Source organism: Xenorhabdus budapestensis (assembly GCF_002632465.1).
GTDB lineage: Bacteria > Pseudomonadota > Gammaproteobacteria > Enterobacterales > Enterobacteriaceae > Xenorhabdus > Xenorhabdus budapestensis.
The window spans coordinates 88,584-107,471 of record NZ_NIBS01000006.1 but is presented as its reverse complement, the minus strand read 5'-3'; the positions used below and the strand labels follow the sequence as shown (position 1 = coordinate 107,471).

Here is an 18,888-nt window from a genome sequence, read left to right as displayed (position 1 = left end):
AAACTGATCTATAAACACAGCCGTAATCATATTCTTATATAATACATTGAATTATTAAATAAATAATAAATGTTCTGTTTTAAAAAGTGGTATCTGTTATTTAAAAAAGAATTTTCTTTTATCATTCAATATGAAAATATATTACGCAAAGATAGGCTTGGTGATCTTATCTGTACCCAACCATTAATAAAATCTTTATAGAAAAAATATCCAAATGCAGGGATTAGTCTATTTTATAGAATAAGATAATTATGAGCCTGTCTCAAAGGCGATATTGCGATAACTGAGACTTTGCTCAAATCTGAGCCGCAGGACTTCAAGACAGATATTCATGGAGGTTCTTGCCTTTTACTCGCCATATCCGGCCTCTGATGGTGACTGTTTATCAGGGGAGTATGTATGAAGGAATGAAAAGGGCGTGTTCGGACGGAACGTAATCGTTGCTTGGAAGTGATTGTTATCGGCATCACAACCGTGGCAGATGAACATTCGGCTAAAAACGCCATCAATTGAGTAAGCGTAAATTTATTATTTTTTTAGTGCTTTGTCTTGCTATCTAATACTGTTCTTTTATCCAAATAAAGAGCCAAGAATATCCCTATGACAGACAACATCAGCATATAGTACGCTGGGGCTAGTGACGTATATTTCATTAATAGAGTAATCACAATCGGAGTTAATCCGCCAAAAATGGCATAGGCCAGATTATATGAAAATGAAATGCCACTGAACCGGATTTCAGGTGGATAGCTCTGAACCATAACGAAAGGCACCGCCCCTGCTACACCAACAGAGAAACCTGCCATAGCATATGCACTGAAGAGTCTGATAGGTTCATCACTGATATTGTGGTAGAAAAACCATGTTGCGGCAGCCAACAGCAAGCTACCAGCCAGTAACACTTTGCTGGCACCCCATTTATCGCATAAATGCCCGGCTAATATACAGCCAATAAAAAGTACAATAATTGCCAGACTATTGGCTTTCAGCGTCATTGACGGTTCCAGATGGAAAACGGTCTGCATATAGCTTGGTGTCATCAAGATAACAACCACAATGCCTGCCGAAAGAAGCCATGTCAGCAACATGGAAACAGTGATTGCACGTTTATGATTTAGGATCACAGACTTTAGGGGCAGTTCTTCCGCTAATGCTTTACGTGCCTGCATTTCCTTAAATATCGGAGTTTCATGTAACCAACGGCGCAGGTACATAGCGAACAGGCCAAAAATTCCACCAAGAAAGAAAGGGATACGCCATGCCCAGTCTAAAACTTCTTGTTTGGTATAAACCGAAGTAATTGCTGTTGCTATCAAAGAACCAAGCAAAATGCCGAGGGTCAGCCCTGCGGTGAGCATCCCACAGGCAAAGCCGATATATTTGTGGGGAACATGTTCCGCTACAAATACCCATGCTCCGGGGACTTCACCTCCAATTGCTGCTCCCTGCATAATCCGCATCAGTAATAATAGTAATGGGGCAGTGATACCGATAGTGTCGTAAATTGGCAACAATCCGATACTTAGAGTCGGTAAGGCCATTAGCAGAATGCTGAGGGAGAACATTTTTTTGCGTCCAATTAGATCACCGAAATGTGCCATGATGATCCCACCTAAAGGCCGGGCCAGATATCCGGCAGCAAAAATACCAAATGTTTGCAGTTGCCGGAGCCATTCAGGGATGTCAGCTGGGAAAAAAAGCTCACCAAGCACGATGGCAAAAAAGACGAAGATAATGAAATCGTAAAACTCTAAAGCACCACCTAAGGAAGCTAAAAATAGAGTCTTATAATCCTGTTTGTTTAATGAACGATTTTGATGTTGTGACATAAAGTACCGACTTATAGTTATAAAATAGGATTTTCATGAAGTAAGAGTTATGACTCTATCAGATCTTAATAAATGAGAAATAAAAATTTATTCAATATTAAAAAATATCTACTCTATAATTTTTTTAATGGAATTCAAGTATGAAAAACTGCGAGATACAATTCTACCGAAAGGCATGCCATATTTTTTGTGATGTATTTAAGAATTTTATCAGAAAAAATTCACCTGTAAATTTTCCTTTAGCCAAATGTATAAAGATAATATCTATTACTACGTTGAATTATTGTTATATTGATTAATCGAATAATTTATTAGGGTGATTTATGGTATTTTATACTTTGACAAGTAATAGGCGTAAAATCTGGTTTATAAATATTGATTCAATCCCTATAAATTATAATACTATAGTGCAATTTATATATAAATGTTAATCCAGTAAAGATTAGTATATATTTTAGAGTTAATGTTTCATGGGTAATTCTATCGGAGCTTTCCGGTCTGTCCATTGCCAATACTTCCCAGCATCTTCAACATTTGAAACGTGCGGGGCTGCTTCGATCCTGTAAAGTCGGCAAAAATGTGTTTTATCGTCTGGGGGAAGGGCCGATCATGGATATTATCACAGCCATCCAGAGATATGCTGAATTTAATCGGGCAGAAATGCGCAGATTAATTGGTGATACGAATAATCAGGAAGCAATTTCATGGGATGAATTGTTAGAGAGAATCAAAGAAAAAAGCACATTCTTGCTGGATGTCAGACCCAAAGAGGAGTTTGAGCAAGGTCATTTACCCAATGCTATCAATATCCCTGTTGATGAACTGGAAAACAGGTTGGATGAGCTGCCTTCCCGTCAGGACATTATCGCCTATTGCCGTGGGCCTTATTGTGTTCTTTCTGCCGATGCCCTTGAACTATTGCGTGCTAAAGGTATTCATGCCAGCCGTTTTAAAAAAGGCTTTTCAGGCTGGACAGAGGCTGGGATGGGTATCGAAGTTGGATCTTAGCCTGATCAGTATTATCGGTTAATAAGTCAATTATAATAGAGCTTCGCGATCACAGTCACACTTCTATTATTCGGAATTTGAGTGATAACTAAAAGCAACTAATATCAGAAAGTGAATTATTACTGCTTTTAATGGTAACAGGAAGTATACCTGTTGTCGTTCAAGTTGCAGTTTTTGTCGGCTGCGTAACTTGAAAATCTTTAGGATATGACACCTGACAATAATTCCCCGCATGGTATGCAAGGGAGGATTGTCAGTTTTTTTGCCTGAATAAAATTCACCGTTTTGCATTTTCCGGTCTATCTAAGGAAAAAATGGGGAAATAGTATGAAGTACCAACTACTGGCCCAGGAAATTATTGCGGGTGTCGGTGGGCAAGAGAATATTGTCAGTCTTGTCCATTGTGCAACCCGGCTACGATTTAAACTGCGGGATAGTGCAGTTACTGATATTGGTAGGCTAAAAGCTCAGTCAGATGTTATGACAGTTGTTGAAAGTGGGGGACAATTTCAGGTAGTCATCGGTAATGACGTGAGTGATGTTTATCAGGCAATTCAACAAGTGTTAGCTCCTCCTGATAAGATAGAAGCTGCATCAGATTTAGCTAATAAGAAAGACGGCCTTTTTAACCACTTCATTGATATAATTTCCAGTATTTTCACCCCATTTTTGGGTGTTATGGCGGCGGCTGGTATTTTAAAAGGATTGCTTGCGGTTACTGTTACTCTGGAATGGATGTCTCCCGACAGTGGGACTTATCATGTTTGGTATGCTGCCAGCGATTCTCTGTTTTACTTTTTCCCATTGGTGCTTGGTTATACAGCAGGTAAAAAGTTCGGTGGTAATCCCTTTATTTCGATGGGGATTGGTGGTGCATTAGTTCATCCCATGATCATCTCTGCCTTTAAAGCATCGACGGTAGCTGGTGGTACAACTGAGTATTTTATGGGAATTCCACTCTCCTTCCTGAACTATAGTTCTTCAGTGATCCCTATTATTCTGGCCTCTTGGGCAAGCAGCAAGGTTGAAAAAGCATTAGATGCTCATCTATCTGCTGCAATCAAGAATTTTACTACTCCCCTTGCCTGCTTCATGTTGATTGCTCCTCTTACATTTCTTGTTATTGGACCAACGGCGACTTGGTTAAGCCAGTTGCTGGCTCAAGGTTATCAGATTGCTTATGGATTCGCTCCGGTACTGGCGGGGATGATTACGGGGGGAGTATGGCAAATTTGTGTCATTTTTGGTCTCCATTGGGGATTGATTCCTATTATCATCAATAACTTAACTATTGTTGACCACGATACGTTAATGCCTTTGATACTCCCCGCAGTGATAGGGCAAACAGGAGCGGCCTTTGGTGTGTTCCTGCGTACCCGCGATGCTAAATTGAAAATGTTATCTGGTTCGGCTGTAACCACCGGGATATTTGGTATTACTGAGCCTGCGGTTTATGGTGTGACCCTACCTTATCGACGCCCATTTATTTTTGGCTGTGTTGCTGGAGCAATTGGCGGTTCAGTGGTTGGTTATTACCAAAGTGCTGCCTATTCACTGGGGCTGGTTAATATTCTTACCTTTACTCAGCTTATTCCACCAACGGGTATCAATAATACGGTGTGGGGCGCGATTATTGGTACTGCGCTGGCTTTTGTCATTTCAACTTTATTGACATGGTTGTTTGGGCTTCCTGCCTCAACCAAGCTCTCCACAAAAGAAAATAAGGGTGAAAGGTGCCCCTGACATCATTATTCATCACGTGCCCAAAGAGGAGATCCGCATGAAACAGTTTCCAAAACATTTTCTATGGGGTGGTGCAGTTGCTGCCAATCAGGTTGAAGGGGCTTATTTAACCGATGGAAAAGGGCTTTCAACATCCGATGTTCAACCGCAGGGTATTATGGGACCTGTCACTGAGCGAGAGAGTGATAACACACAGTATCTTAAAGATATTGCTATCGATTTTTATCATTGTTATCCCGAAGATATCGCACTGTTTGCTGAAATGGGTTTTACCTGTTTGCGTACGTCCATTGCATGGAGCCGGATTTTTCCTCAAGGCGACGAAACGCAGCCTAACGAAGCAGGGCTGGCATTCTATGACAAATTATTAGATGAAATGGCGAAATATGGGATTACGCCATTGATCACGTTGTCCCACTATGAAATGCCGTGGGCACTGGTCAAAAAATACGGTGGATGGGGCAATCGCAGGCTGCTCGATTTTTTTGAGTACTATGCCCGCATGGTTTTCACTCGTTATCGGAAAAAAGTGAAGTTGTGGCTGACGTTCAACGAAATCAATATGTCACTGCATGAACCACTAACAGGAGTCGGATTACCTAAAAACAGCACACAATCAGAGATCTACCAGGCCATCCACCACCAATTAGTAGCCAGTGCCCGTGTGGTGAAACTGTGCCATCAGATTATACCTGATGCCAAAATTGGCAATATGTTATTGGGTGATCTGATGTATCCATTGACGTGTAAACCGGATGATGTACTAGCAACTCTCCAGCAAAATCAGAAATGGCTGTTTTTCGGTGACGTACAGTGTCGTGGTGCTTATCCCGGCTATATATTGCGCTATTTCCGCGAAAATGGCATTGAGGTGACGATAACTGAACAAGATAAGCAGGAAATGAAAAATACGGTTGATTTCATCTCATTCAGTTATTACATGAGTGGTTGTGCGTCAAGGGATGAATCTGAATACCAGAAAAAACAGGGTAATATCCTGAATATGATCCCGAACCCGCATCTATCCAGTTCAGAGTGGGGGTGGCAGATAGATCCGGTCGGTTTGCGTACCTTACTCAATTTATTGTGGGATCGTTATCAGAAGCCACTGTTTATTGTTGAGAATGGCTTGGGAGCCAAAGATACCGTGGAAGCTGATGGCAGTATTCAGGATGATTATCGCATTCATTATCTTAATGACCATCTTGTGCAGGTTAGGGAAGCAATTGAAGATGGGGTGGAGATTATGGGATATACCAGCTGGGGGCCGATTGATCTAGTCAGTGCCTCAAAAGGCGAGATTTCCAAGCGGTACGGGTACATCTATGTTGACCAGAATGAACAGGGAACAGGAACACTGGAACGACGCCGTAAGAAAAGCTTCTATTGGTACAAGCAGGTTATTGAAACTCATGGTGGCAGTCTGAATTTGAATTGAGTTAGTGCGTAAAGTTGGTTTCTTTTCTCAAAGGTTCTGGTTTTATTCAGAACCTTTTTAATATGTGCTTTCTGTCTAATCACTGAATACTGATAGCCGTAAATCAGCCACTGAACACAGGAAACCAGGGGTTAACGGCGGGCACTTTTAGGTCTGAAAGCGGCCACAACGGTTTCATCAGTTTCGATATAAGGGCCATCCAACAGTTGAATACAATAGGGCACACTAGCAAAAATCCCCGGAACTAAAACCTTGCCGCTGTCATCTTTCAACCCTTCCAGCGTTTCTGCAATGGCTTTTGGTTGTCCAGGCAGGTTAAGGATCAACGCCTGGTTGCGGATCACACCAACCTGACGAGACAAAATCGCGGTTGGCACAAATTGCAGACTGATTTGACGCATCTGCTCGCCAAATCCGGGCATTTCACGATCAGCAACAGCCAATGTTGCATCTGGTGTCACATCACGACGGGTAGGGCCGGTTCCCCCGGTAGTCAGTACCAGATGGCAGCCCAATTCATCGACTAGTTCACACAGGGTCTGCTCAATCAGGATTTGCTCATCGGGGATCAATCGGGCTTCGATACTGAAAGGCGTGGTTACCGCTTTCCCTAGCCATTCTTCCAATGCAGGCAGGCCCTTGTCCTGATAAATACCGCTTGAAGCACGATCAGAAACAGATACGAGGCCAATGCGCAATACATCCATACGAACCTCAATTAACAGTAAAAAATAAAAACAGCAAAAAATAGTGAAAAAGGCGACACTATTATGTCGCCTTTATAGAAGAAAAAATAGCGTACTGTTCAGGATTACAGCAGGTCAGCGATCATGCTCTCAAGTTTAGTCTGATCAATAGCGAACTTACGGATACCTTCTGCCAGTTTCTCGGTTGCCATCGCATCCTGATGGTGTTCCCAGTAGAATTCAGCTTCAGTCATTGGCGCTGGACGAGGTTTAACTTCGCCCTCATAGCCCAGTTTACGTTCAACTTTGCCTTCTGTTTCAGATAGCTCTTTCAGCAAAGCAGGAGAAATAGTCAGGCGGTCACAACCAGCCAGTTCCAGAATTTCACCGGAATTACGGAAGCTTGCTCCCATAACAACCGTGTTGTAACCATGTTCTTTGTAGTACTGGTAAATTTCAGAAACAGAAATGACACCCGGATCTTCGTGTGGCGCGAACTCTTTTTTATCGCCATTCGCTTTGTACCAATCAAGGATACGGCCAACAAATGGGGAGATCAGGTAAACCCCTGCTTCTGCACAGGCGCGTGCTTGTGCAAAAGAGAACAGCAGAGTCAGGTTACAGTTGATACCTTCTTTTTCCAGTTGCTCCGCAGCACGGATACCCTGCCAGGTGGAAGCCAGTTTGATTAGGATGCGGTCATTGCTGATACCCGCTTCGTTGTACAGTTTGATCAGACGTTTTGCTTTCGCGACACTGGCTTCAGTGTCATAAGAGAGACGGGCATCAACTTCAGTGGAAATACGGCCAGGGATCAGTTTCAGAATTTCCAGACCGATGTTAACCGCCAATTTGTCGCCGGCATCAATAATTTGTTGCTCACGGGAGTCGCTCTGACGACGTGCCCATTCAATGGCTTCGTCAATCAGTTGGCGGTATTCAGGGATCTGTGCAGCATTCAAAATCAGGGAAGGGTTAGTTGTTGCATCTTGCGGCTGGTACAATTTCATTGCCGCGATATCCCCTGTATCTGCTACTACTGTTGTCAGTTTACGCAGGAAAGTCAGTTTATCGGTCATGGTTAATATCTCATCATTATACGTAAAATCTTTGGTACGGTTGCCTCACCATTTCGTGATAATAACATGGTCAAGTGCAGCTCGTCAGGTCAGAAAATTCTATCGCTGTTATTCCCCTTTTTCAGGTTAATTTTGCTAAATTGAAGTGGAAGAGCCTCGATTATTGAGAAAACCATTCAGAAACTCGGAACAGAATCATGCTTATTACTATTTCACCAGCCAAAACGCTCGATTATGAAAGCCTGCTTGCAACAGAAAAGTATAGTCAACCTGCCTTGTTGGAGGAGTCAAAACAGTTAATCGATATCTGCCGCACATTAACACCTGCACAAATCAGTAGCCTGATGGGGATCAGTGATAAACTGGCGGGATTAAACGCAGCCCGTTTTGGTGAGTGGAAACCCGATTTCACACCGGAAAATGCTCGTCAGGCGCTCCTTGCTTTCAAAGGGGATGTCTATACCGGTATGCAGGCAGAAACATTCTCAGATGCTGATTTTGATTTTGCCCAAACTCATTTGAGAATTTTATCTGGATTATATGGGGTTTTGCGCCCTCTCGATCTGATGCAGCCTTATCGTTTGGAAATGGGTATCAAACTGGAAAATCCCCGTGGTAAAGATTTGTATAAATTCTGGGGAGATCGTATTACGGAAAATCTGAATACTGCACTGGAGCAACAAGGTGATGATGTTCTGATTAATTTAGCTTCTGATGAGTATTTCAAATCAGTAAATACCAAAAAGCTGTCAGCCAACATTATCAAGCCGGTTTTTCTGAATGAAAAAAATGGTAAATACAAAGTTATTAGCTTCTATGCCAAAAAAGCCCGTGGATTGATGAGCCGCTTTATTATTCAAAACCAACTGACCAATCCAGCACGGTTGGTGGAGTTTAATCTGGAAGGATATGCTTTTGATGAATCTCTTTCCAAAAGCAATGAACTGGTGTTTAAACGCCCTGAACAGCATTGATAAAGGTCACTCCACAAATCATTGTGGAGTGACAAATGCCACGTTATTTCGGTGCTCTTTCCATCAGAAATTCACGTAAGGTGGCGAAATCAGCAGGCAGGACGTGAGATAACAATGCCATATCTGCACGTTCTGCTAGTTCTTGTGGTAACGGCAATGGCTGGCCGAGGATAGCTTCCACACTTTCTTTGAATTTGGCTGGATGAGCCGTTCCCAAAAACAGTCCGTACTCACCTTCCTGCAATTGATCCCGTAATACCCGGTAAGCAACGGCAGCGTGAGGTTCAGAAATATAGCCTTTGGCAGCTAATTCCTGAATTGTGCTTTGAGTGATATTGTCATCCACAACGCCATTGCCCAGTTCACTGAGTGACCAGCCTTTGCGACGGAAAAGTTCTTCAATACGCGGCCAGTTATTTGGCTGACTGACATCCATCGCATTGGAGAGAGTGGCAACGGTCTGGTTTGGTTGCCATGTGCCTTCTGCCAGATAACGGGGAACGGTGTCGTTAACATTGGTTGCTGCGATAAAACGTTTTACCGGCAATCCCATCGATTTTGCCAGTAAACCTGCGGTCAGGTTGCCGAAGTTGCCGCTAGGCACAGAAATTACCAACTGTTCGCGTTTTTTTGCTGGGATCTGTGCAACGGCTTCAAAGTAATAGCAAATTTGTGCCAGTAGGCGACTGATATTAATTGAGTTCGCAGAGTTGAGGTGCAAAGCTTTTTTCAGTTCTTCATCATCAAAAGATTGTTTAACCAGCGCCTGACAAACATCAAAATCGCCTTGAACAGCGACAGTGTGAATATTGCCACCCAATGTGCAGAACAGTTTTTCCTGTAATGGGCTGATTTTTCCTTCTGGATAGAGGATCACCACCTGTACGTTATCTAAGCCATAAAAGGCATGAGCAACAGCCGCTCCGGTATCGCCGGAAGTTGCAGTCAAAATAGTGACTGGTTGTTCTCCTGCAATTTGTGCAAGGATCTGAGCCATAAAACGGCCGCCAAAGTCTTTGAAAGCCAGTGTCGGGCCGTGATAAAGCTCCAGTGAAACGATGTCATCTTCGATAGTTGATACGGGAGCAGGAAAAGTAAAAGCATTTTTAACGCGTTCAGCTAGTTGTTCAGTGGGAATTTCATCACCAATAAACGCAGAAAGAATACGCTGGCTGCGGCTGACAAAATCCAGTTTTAATAATTCCTCAATTTCGGCACGACTGAATTCAGGTAAATCCTGCGGGAAGAACAATCCTTGCTGTTTCCCCAATCCTTGTTTAACTGCCTGTGAAAAACTGCCCTGCTCGTGATTGTCTTTTAAGTTATATAATTTCATTGTTACCCTACCTGTCGTGCGCCTGCGAGATCCAGACGGCAAATATGAACAAAACCTTCGTCATTCTGTACGTAATGTTGTTGCAGCCATTGGGCAACTTGTTTCGCTATCGCCATCTCATTACAAATCGCAAATAATGTCGGACCGGAGCCAGAGATGCTACATGCCAGGGCACCTAGTTTTTTTACTCCATCACGTGAGTTGGCAAAACCGGGTAAAAGCTGTGTGCGATAAGGTTCGGCAATAACATCTTTCATCAATTTTGCCGCTAAATCAGATTGTTGGGTGTAGCAGGCGTGAATAAATCCTGCAAAATAACGGCCATGGTTAATGATATCGTTGCGGGAATAGTGAACAGGCAAAATTGCGCGTGCTTCTGATGTCGAAACCTTGATGCCGGGGTATGCCATCACCCACAACCAATCATCAAAAGCGGGAATTGACTGACAAACGCTATCTTCCTGAGCCAGGATTAATTGCAGCCCACCTAAATAACACGGTGCAACATTGTCATAATGTACACCACCGGAAATTCGTCCTTCTAATTCCCCCATCATGTCCAGTAATTGGCAGCGCCCAAAAGGACGACCTGCATACTCATTTAATGCCACTAATGCGGCAACTACTGAGCAGGCACTGGAACCTAATCCAGAGCCAATCGGCATGTTTTTTTCCAGTGTCATGGCAACAGGGAGTTCTTTACCCAGTCGCTGGCAAAAGAGCTGCCAACATTGGTAGACAATATTATGTTTGGGATTTTCAGGTAGTTTGCCGATAAATTTCCCTTCATTACTTAAAGTAAAACTTTCTGCTGCACTGACAGAGACACAATCCCCGAGCAGTGAACCATCAACAGGAGAAACCGCTGCGCCAAGCACATCAAACCCAACTCCAACGTTACCGATAGAGGCAGGAGCATAAACCCTGACCACCATTAAACCCCCAATTTCCATGACAGAGTGCGTAATATATCAGCAAAAACGCCTGCTGCCGTTACATCATTCCCTGCACCGTAGCCACGTAGCACCAATGGGATTGGTTGATAATAACGGGTATAAAAAGCCAGGGCGTTTTCGCCATTTTTGACTTTATAAAGTGGATTATTGCCATCGACTGCGGCAATTTTCACCATACAACGGCCTTGTTCAATAATGCCAACATAGCGCAACACTTTTTCTTGCTCTGTGGCATCTGCAACCCGACGATTAAATTCCAGATCCAGTTGTGGTAAACGTTGCAGGAAATTGCTGATATTACTACTGGCATCAAATGATGCCGGTAAAACGGGCTCGACGTGAATATCTTCCAACTCCAGTTCATAGCCAGATTCACGGGCCAGAATTAATAGTTTACGCGCAACATCCATACCTGAGAGATCGTCTCGTGGATCGGGTTCCGTAAAGCCTTTTTCTTTTGCCAGCAACGTTGCTTGCGAAAGTGTCATACCTTCATCCAACATACCGAAAATATAAGACAGAGAGCCTGACAGGATACCGTTGAACTGAACTAACTCATCCCCGGCATTCAGCAGATTCTGTAAATTTTCGATGACAGGCAATCCCGCGCCTACGTTGGTGTCATACAGGAACTTGCGCTTCGACTTTTCAGCAGCCTGACGGATTTCACGGTAGTAGGCCATTGAAAGTGTATTGGCTTTTTTATTCGGTGTGACAACGTTGAAGCCATCGCTCAGGAAGCTGGCATATTGTTCGGCGATGGATTGATTTGATGTACAGTCCACAATCACCGGATTCAGGAGATGATACTCTTTTTCGAGGCGGATCAACCGGCTCAGGCTGAAAGGCTCACTGGCTTCTGATAGAGCCTGTTGCCAGTTATCTAAACTGATGCCCTGCATATCTGTTAGCATAGCCCGCGAGTTGGCAATACCGCATACGCGGAGATCAATATGTTTTTGTTTCAGCCATGATTGTTGGCGGCGGATTTGCTCAATCAATGCGCTGCCCACACCACCCACACCGACAACAAACACTTCAACCATTTGAGCAGTATTAAACAGCATTTGGTGACAGAGACGAACCGCTGTTGTCGCAGCATCATTGTCAATGACTGCGGAGATGGAGCGTTCCGATGAACCTTGAGCAAGGGCGATGATGTTAATATTGGCACGGGTCAATGCTGAGAAGAAACGGGCAGAGATGCCACGTTGTGTACGCATTCCATCACCAACCACAGAAATGATGGCGAGGTTATCTATCACATCAATGGGATCAAGCACTCCATCTTTCAATTCCAGATAAAATTCTTCTGTCAGTGCTTTTTGTGCTCTGTTCAACTCTTTTTGCGGTACACAGAAACTGATGCTGTATTCCGATGAAGACTGTGTAATCAGTACAACAGAAATGCCTGAGCGGGACATAACGGCAAATACTCTTGCTGCCATGCCGACCATACCTTTCATGCCGGGGCCTGAAACGTTGATCATTGCCATATGGTTCAGGTTAGTGATGCCCTTGATAAGCATCCTTTCGTCTTTTTGCCCTTCACCAATGAATGTTCCTGCCGCATTAGGGTTGGCGGTATTTTTAATCAGGCAAGGGATTTGGAATTGAGCGATAGGCGCAATAGTGCGGGGATGAAGAACTTTGGCTCCAAAATAGGAAAGTTCCATCGCTTCCTGATAGGACAGGCTTTTCAATAGACGGGCATCAGAGACAGACCGGGGGTCACAGGTATAAACACCATCTACGTCAGTCCAGATTTCACAGCAATCCGCACGTAAGCATGCTGCCAGCACTGCGGCCGAATAATCGGAACCATTACGCCCAAGAACAACCAATTCACCACTATCATTACCGGCAGTGAAGCCTGCCATCAGAATAATATGGTCAGCAGGAATGTTCAGTGCTGCAATACGCTTGGTGGATTCGTGGATATCAACAGTGGATTCGAGATAGTGCCCGTGAGCAAGAAGGCTTTTAACTGGATCGATAACAAATACTTGATGTCCGCGAGCCTGTAGTACAGCGGACATAACAGCAATGGATAATTTTTCACCACAGCAAATCAGGGCTGCATTAATGCTGTCTGGGCACTGCTTTAATAGAGAAATACCATGCAGGGTTTGTTTTAGATTAGCAAGCTCACGCTCCATAACACCTTTCAGATGTTCATAATCGAAATTTGGCTGATGTTCTTTTAATCCCGATAGCAAATCAGTAAAGATTTGGGTGGTATCGCTCATATTGGAAACAATGTCTTGTCCTGCAACCGTTTTGGTTATCATCGCTACCAAATGGTTTGTAATTTTTGCGGGTGCAGAAAGAACCAGGGCGACTTGCCCAAGGGATAGTTCACTTTCAGCGATATCAGCCACACTCAGTACGCGCTGGTAGTTTGCGACTGAAGTGCCCCCAAATTTTAGTACTCGCATTGGTATTTCTCTCCTGACTTTTTGTTAAAAAAACGTCAAAAAAAAGCCCGTATCTTGTGGGATACGGGCTTTTTACTATTTTATTTGTACGCGTCAGCCCGCACCGTAATTTGTGGTTCCGGTGGTAATCGTAGCGATTGTTTTAGCAGTAACTGTGTTTGCAGTGATTGTATTTTTCGGGTTGATGTAGCGCATGGTTTCCTGTCTGTCTTTTTATTCTGTTCGCCCTCTATTGGTTAAAGGAAACTGTGGTTGAAGTCAAATGATTTTTAAAATCATCAAGGAAAAGGCATCATTTTCTGTGCTGTAATCATTCAAAATATGATTCGATAACTGAGCCATTATCTGGTTTGGAATATTTTTATTAGCATTTAATTTTATAAAAAAACATATTTTGTAATTATTTCGTCTTTATGATAAAACGCGTTAATTTTAACATTTAAGTGTTGGGTTGATCTCTCTAAGCATTAGAGGCAATATAGCAAGTTATTAACATAAAATTTTCAAATAAATAACAAAATTGTTAATTTTAAATTAACAATTACAAATAATGTTGACGTGCTACAATTGATTTTGATATGTATCAACAAAAGTTGGTTTTTTTAGAGGGTAAATGCATTACTAGCTGTTATATTGCTGTTAATAGACTAATATAGCCCCTGCTGAGATGGGTTTTCCGGGTATGTACCCTCAGAGAGAAGCAACAAATGCTTTTAGCGTAAAACATATCAACAACATTTTTTAGACATGAGCTGCGTTTTCTGTGATCCAGAGCGAGAATAGGTTTTTTCTATTAATAATAGTAGATTATGTCATACAGGTTCTGTTTTTTTAGCGATTTTAGGTAGCAACCATGCAAACCCCGCATATTTTGATTGTTGAAGACGAAATTGTCACACGCAATACTCTGAAGAGTATTTTTGAAGCCGAAGGGTATGTTGTTTATGAAGCCAATGATGGCTCAGAAATGCACAATATTTTGTCAGACAACGATATCAACTTAGTGATTATGGATATCAATCTGCCAGGCAAAAATGGGCTGCTTCTTGCCCGTGAATTACGTGAGCAGGCAAATGTCGCCCTGATGTTCTTAACTGGGCGTGATAATGAGGTGGATAAGATACTTGGGCTTGAAATTGGTGCTGATGACTACATCACCAAGCCTTTCAACCCGCGGGAGTTAACTATTCGTGCGCGGAACCTGCTTTCCCGTACTATGAATCTGAGCCATTCTGGTGAAGAACGTCGTCAAGTTGAAAGTTATAAGTTCAATGGTTGGGAATTGGATATCAATAGCCGTTCTCTGGTAAACCCAATGGGAGATCACTATAAGCTGCCACGCAGTGAATTTCGTGCGATGCTCCACTTCTGCGAGAATCCGGGAAAAATTCAGACTCGTGCAGAGCTGTTGAAAAAAATGACCGGTCGTGAACTGAAGCCACATGATCGTACTGTTGATGTCACCATTCGTCGTATTCGTAAACATTTCGAATCGACACCGGATACCCCAGAAATTATTGCCACCATTCATGGTGAAGGCTATCGTTTCTGTGGCGACTTGGAAGATTAATCAATTCGTTCCCGTTATTTATTGTTTTTTGATTTATTATATTTTTAATTTATTTTTTTATAAAAATATAATATCAATAAAAAAGCCCTGAATACTTAAGGAAGTTCAGGGCTTTTTAATAACTATTCTTTTTTTAGGTTGCGGTTTCGTTGGTTGTTCTACTCTTTCCACGGCATAATCGGTACGGCGCTGATGGCATTTTTAGGTGAACCATCAATGACTTTGTCGGAATAGGTTAAGTAGATCAGTGTATTACGTTTTGGATCGTAGAAACGGACAACCTGAAGTTTTTTAAATACCAGAGATGTTCTTTTCTGGAAAACGACTTGTCCTTTCTTCGGTGATTTAAGGATCTTATCTGCCAGTTCGATAGGCCCAACCTGCTGGCAGGAGATCGCTGCATCAGAAGTATCTTCTGCTAATCCTAAACCGCCTTTAATTCCACCCGTTTTAGCTCTGCTTAAATAGCAAGTTACATTTTTAACGTCGGGATCATCAAAGGCCTCTATCACTATTTTGTTATCTGGCCCAAAAAATTTGAACACGGTATCAACAGATCCGATTTCTTCGGCGTGCAGGATCACCGGAAAACAGAGTAGGGCAACAGCAATCACTATTTTCTTAATTGTTACCATATTTAGTCCACTTTAATTAAATAAACACGGTGAAAATATCTATCATTGACATATAATGCGAATCAATGGCTTTTGCAAAGGCATTTTCAAAGTTAATGTATCTATAAAGAAAAACATGGCATTATAGCTGAATATACATTCAAAACGAGTAAAGAGTGGGTTTTAAATCTGCTTTTACGGATGCCCATACTTTCTCAAAGACGTGCAAAACAGCTTTCTTTATAGAAAATGTCATGGTGTATAACTGTTGTTTATCACCCATCAATATAAATTGATAGAGGCAAATTATTTAATAATTTTTCCAACCATCATTGGTAATGGGATCCTAAAGGTAAGCTTGACAAATGATCAGATTTACCATTAGCTTATTCCAAGATTTGTCTTGTTTAATTTGATGTTAGGTTTTATCTGTTGTGATCGTATCACAATATTCTGCTTTATTATGTCAGGAAGAATGTTTGTCAATTTAGGAATTGCAATGAAAATAACTGCTGAGGGTAGTTACTGTTTAACATTTTCATTCTGAAAATTTTTAAAACATTTAGTTATCTTAAGGTTGTACGGTTTTCTTTTTGTCTTGATGAATTAGGGAGATGTATGGATCAAACCAACATCATTCGAGATCTGCTGCATTGGTTGGATAATAATCTGGATCGTCCACTATCCCTTGATAATGTTGCAGCAAAATCAGGTTATTCCAAGTGGCACTTACAGCGCATGTTTAAAGATGTTACGGGACAGGCTATTGGTTCCTACATTCGTGCCAGGCGGTTGTCCAAGGCTGCCATTGCATTGCGCGTAACCGGTCGCCCCATTCTGGACATCGCTCTGCAATATCGTTTTGATTCTCAACAAACTTTTACCAGAGCTTTCAAAAAACAATTTAACCGGACACCGGCTTCTTATCGCCGAAGTGAAGAGTGGTGTGCTACCGGGATTTGTCCTCCGATTATGTTGGATAACAAACCGTTACCTGAACATAAGTTTGTGACGTTGGAAGATAAGTTACTTATCGGTACTGAGCATACCTGCTCCTATACACTGGAACAATGGTCGAAAGCCTGTACAGAGATGCGCAATAACTTTTGGGTTTTCTATCTGCAACATGCTGAAATTTTACCTCCTAAATTGTATGGATTATATCATTCCACTATCAGTACGGATCATGAAGATGAACAGACGGTTTTTTATACCACTGCAATAGATCCGGAATATGCGACTTTTGATACCAAAGATAGTCAGCCGGTTGTTTTGCCCGGAGGGGAGTACATTTCATTCAGTTATTTTGGTAAAGAAGATCAGCTCGATGAGTTTCTCTTCAATATCTATACTGTTTGTTTACCCCGACTGAATATCACTCGCAGGAAAGGATACGATGTTGAGCGATACTATCTTACTAATCTTGAAAGGAAGAAATTGGAGGATGAGTCTCAAAGCCATGTTGTGGAGTTTGAGTACCTCATCCCAATTCAGCGTTAGCCTTGTAGTTCATCTAATGCGGGCATATTGAGATGTGTGATATCGCCCGCAGTTTCAACAATCCAACCAGAAGCCAGCCATGGGCTATCTTGATAATCCACCCTTGAGATAGAGCAGTTCCTCAGCCGCAGGCGACGTTCAGAGTTGGCTGGTAATCCCAAAATAGAAAAAATCAGACTGACTAATGCCATGCCATGACTCACCAGCAGAGGGCGACTTCCAGTTGGCAGGTCAAGACAGCTTTCCAGTGCTGCACGCATACGACTGCATACCTCATTCATTGATTCACCTTCTGGTATCCGTCCGTTTGGTGTTCCATCAACAAGACTTTTGCGCCAGGACTCTTCTTCTTGTGTCAGGGAACTCAGCTCACGGTTTTCCAGAATGCCCATGTTTATTTCCCGCAAGCGCGGTTCTAATATCACCTCACAGCCACAGGCTTTTGCAATAATTTCTGCGGTTTCGCGTGTCCGACCAAGGTCACTAGTGATAACATGTGTAATGCTCTCTGACTGTACTCTTTGTGCTACCAAGAGTGCCTGACGCCGCCCAATTTCAGTCAATGGGCTGTCAGATTGCCCTTGAATACGATGAGCCACGTTCCATTCTGTTTCGCCATGACGAACAAGATATACCTGTAACATAGTTATTTTCCGTTATACTGCATCATGAAATAGTTCAAAGGATTACTTATTTATTATGTATCATGTTATTGCTGCAACAACTAACCCTGCGAAAATAAAAGCGATTAGCCTTGCATTTGATGATGTTTTTGGCCCGGGAACATACCGTATAGAAGATGTCAATGTAGACAGTAGTGTCCCTCAACAGCCAATTGGTAATACCGAAACTCGTACTGGTGCTCGTCATCGGGTTATGGCTGCTCGTCAGGTTAGGCCGGAAGCCGATTTTTGGGTCGGTGTTGAAGCCGGAATCGAAGATGACATGACTTTTGCCTGGATGGTTATTGAGTATAAGCAAATCCGGGGTGAATCGCGTTCTGCCAGTCTGATGCTGCCTGAAAAGGTACTGGAAGGCATTCGTGAAGGACGTGAGCTTGGTCACGAAATGGCTTATCTGACCGGCGTTGATAACATCAAACAGAAAGGTGGAGCAATTGGTTTTTTCACCAATGGCATCTTGACTCGCACTAGTGTTTACCATCAGGCACTGATACTGGCTCTCGTTCCTATCCATCATGAAATTTATAAAGAGTTGAACAATCAATCTTAATGACAATAGCATAACTGCTGGAGGCCATAATGATATGGCCTCTGTTATTGATTATTTAACTGCCACGGCCAAAACAGATATTGTCAGAACAGCTATTATCACAACTGATTTACTTCAATAACTGCGTCTCCAACCACTCTTTGACGTGGGCTGGCGCCGATTTCAAGCTATTTGAGCCACGAGTGATTGTTGCAATCCCAACACTAAGTTCGTTTTTGAGTTCACGTTGACTCATTTGCCCACGCATCAACTCTTGAATAATTCGAACTCTGGTTGATAATGCCGTGCGTTCATCGGGTGTCAATAATAACTGTAAAATTTGATGTTGCAAATTTTGTTCAAATGCCGTTTGTAATAACTCGACAAAAGCAAGCCAGTCATCGCCATCTTCTGGGGAAAGTGCTGGGTCAATCAAATGATTTTGTGTCATAATCTATAGCCATACTATTTAACTAGTACAAAATCATATCACAATTGGATTTGA

15 protein-coding genes, 1 pseudogene and 1 other annotated feature are annotated in these 18,888 nt (G+C 42.5%); of the genes and pseudogenes, 7 read left to right on the top strand and 9 right to left on the bottom strand.

What is annotated here, in order from left to right; all coding sequences use genetic code 11:
* Positions 1–536: 536 nt before the first annotated feature.
* On the bottom strand, positions 537–1,829 hold the full coding sequence (locus Xbud_RS08065; protein ID WP_099135586.1) for an MFS transporter: 1,293 nt from the start codon (positions 1,827–1,829) through the stop codon (positions 537–539).
* A 609-nt stretch (positions 1,830–2,438) separates the two neighbouring features.
* On the opposite strand from Xbud_RS08065, the gene Xbud_RS08060 reads away from it, so the two are divergent.
* The 3 genes and pseudogenes from Xbud_RS08060 to Xbud_RS08050 all read left to right on the top strand — a co-directional run bounded on the left by Xbud_RS08060 (position 2,439) and on the right by Xbud_RS08050 (position 6,018).
* Positions 2,439–2,837, top strand: a complete 399-nt coding sequence (locus tag Xbud_RS08060; protein ID WP_244589883.1) for a rhodanese-like domain-containing protein — start codon at positions 2,439–2,441, stop codon at positions 2,835–2,837.
* 327 nt (positions 2,838–3,164) lie between these two features.
* Positions 3,165–4,559 (top strand): annotated as a pseudogene (locus Xbud_RS08055) (PTS transporter subunit EIIC); the annotation flags it as partial.
* 58 nt (positions 4,560–4,617) lie between these two features.
* Positions 4,618–6,018: a glycoside hydrolase family 1 protein gene (locus tag Xbud_RS08050; RefSeq protein ID WP_099135583.1), complete on the top strand. Its 1,401-nt coding sequence runs from the start codon at positions 4,618–4,620 to the stop codon at positions 6,016–6,018.
* 131 nt (positions 6,019–6,149) lie between these two features.
* Here Xbud_RS08050 and mog read toward each other — a convergent pair whose 3' ends face one another.
* Both mog and tal read right to left on the bottom strand, forming a co-directional pair.
* Positions 6,150–6,725: a molybdopterin adenylyltransferase gene (mog, locus tag Xbud_RS08045; protein WP_099135582.1), complete on the bottom strand. Its 576-nt coding sequence runs from the start codon at positions 6,723–6,725 to the stop codon at positions 6,150–6,152.
* Positions 6,726–6,829: 104 nt separating this feature from the next.
* Positions 6,830–7,783, bottom strand: coding sequence for a transaldolase (tal, locus tag Xbud_RS08040; RefSeq protein WP_099135581.1), 954 nt, complete (start codon positions 7,781–7,783; stop codon positions 6,830–6,832).
* Between the two features lie 197 nt (positions 7,784–7,980).
* On the opposite strand from tal, the gene yaaA reads away from it, so the two are divergent.
* Entirely contained in the window at positions 7,981–8,757 is a 777-nt protein-coding gene (yaaA, locus tag Xbud_RS08035; RefSeq protein ID WP_099135580.1) for a peroxide stress protein YaaA, read from the top strand.
* A gap of 43 nt (positions 8,758–8,800) precedes the next feature.
* Here the strand turns inward: yaaA and thrC are convergent, their stop codons facing one another.
* Genes thrC through thrA form a run of 3 tightly spaced genes read right to left on the bottom strand, consistent with a single transcriptional unit; the run spans position 8,801 to position 13,487 of the window.
* A complete protein-coding gene (gene thrC, locus Xbud_RS08030) occupies positions 8,801–10,093 on the bottom strand; it encodes a threonine synthase (RefSeq protein WP_099135579.1) in 1,293 nt (430 codons plus the stop codon).
* 2 nt (positions 10,094–10,095) lie between these two features.
* Complete coding sequence (gene thrB, locus Xbud_RS08025) at positions 10,096–11,025, bottom strand: homoserine kinase (protein ID WP_465245042.1); 930 nt, start codon at positions 11,023–11,025, stop codon at positions 10,096–10,098.
* Between the two features lie 2 nt (positions 11,026–11,027).
* Positions 11,028–13,487, bottom strand: coding sequence for a bifunctional aspartate kinase/homoserine dehydrogenase I (gene thrA, locus Xbud_RS08020; RefSeq protein WP_099135577.1), 2,460 nt, complete (start codon positions 13,485–13,487; stop codon positions 11,028–11,030).
* Positions 13,488–13,523: 36 nt separating this feature from the next.
* Positions 13,524–13,640: a sequence feature (Thr leader region), on the bottom strand.
* A gap of 700 nt (positions 13,641–14,340) precedes the next feature.
* Between thrA and arcA the strand changes: the two genes are divergently transcribed.
* Entirely contained in the window at positions 14,341–15,057 is a 717-nt protein-coding gene (arcA, locus tag Xbud_RS08015; protein WP_099135576.1) for a two-component system response regulator ArcA, read from the top strand.
* Positions 15,058–15,215: 158 nt separating this feature from the next.
* Here the strand turns inward: arcA and creA are convergent, their stop codons facing one another.
* Positions 15,216–15,692: a protein CreA gene (creA, locus tag Xbud_RS08010; protein ID WP_099135575.1), complete on the bottom strand. Its 477-nt coding sequence runs from the start codon at positions 15,690–15,692 to the stop codon at positions 15,216–15,218.
* A gap of 597 nt (positions 15,693–16,289) precedes the next feature.
* Here creA and robA point away from each other — a divergent pair.
* A complete protein-coding gene (gene robA, locus Xbud_RS08005) occupies positions 16,290–17,171 on the top strand; it encodes an MDR efflux pump AcrAB transcriptional activator RobA (protein ID WP_099135574.1) in 882 nt (293 codons plus the stop codon).
* Here the strand turns inward: robA and gpmB are convergent.
* Entirely contained in the window at positions 17,168–17,815 is a 648-nt protein-coding gene (gene gpmB, locus Xbud_RS08000; protein ID WP_099135573.1) for a 2,3-diphosphoglycerate-dependent phosphoglycerate mutase GpmB, read from the bottom strand. The two genes, robA and gpmB, sit on opposite strands and share 4 nt — an antisense overlap.
* Positions 17,816–17,870: 55 nt before the next feature.
* On the opposite strand from gpmB, the gene yjjX reads away from it, so the two are divergent.
* Positions 17,871–18,404 carry an inosine/xanthosine triphosphatase gene (gene yjjX, locus Xbud_RS07995; protein WP_099135572.1) on the top strand — a complete coding sequence of 178 codons (534 nt, stop codon included), beginning with the start codon at positions 17,871–17,873 and terminating at the stop codon, positions 18,402–18,404.
* A 109-nt stretch (positions 18,405–18,513) separates the two neighbouring features.
* On the opposite strand, the gene trpR is transcribed toward yjjX, so the two are convergent.
* Positions 18,514–18,834, bottom strand: coding sequence for a trp operon repressor (trpR, locus tag Xbud_RS07990; protein WP_086954245.1), 321 nt, complete (start codon positions 18,832–18,834; stop codon positions 18,514–18,516).
* Positions 18,835–18,888 lie beyond the last annotated feature (54 nt).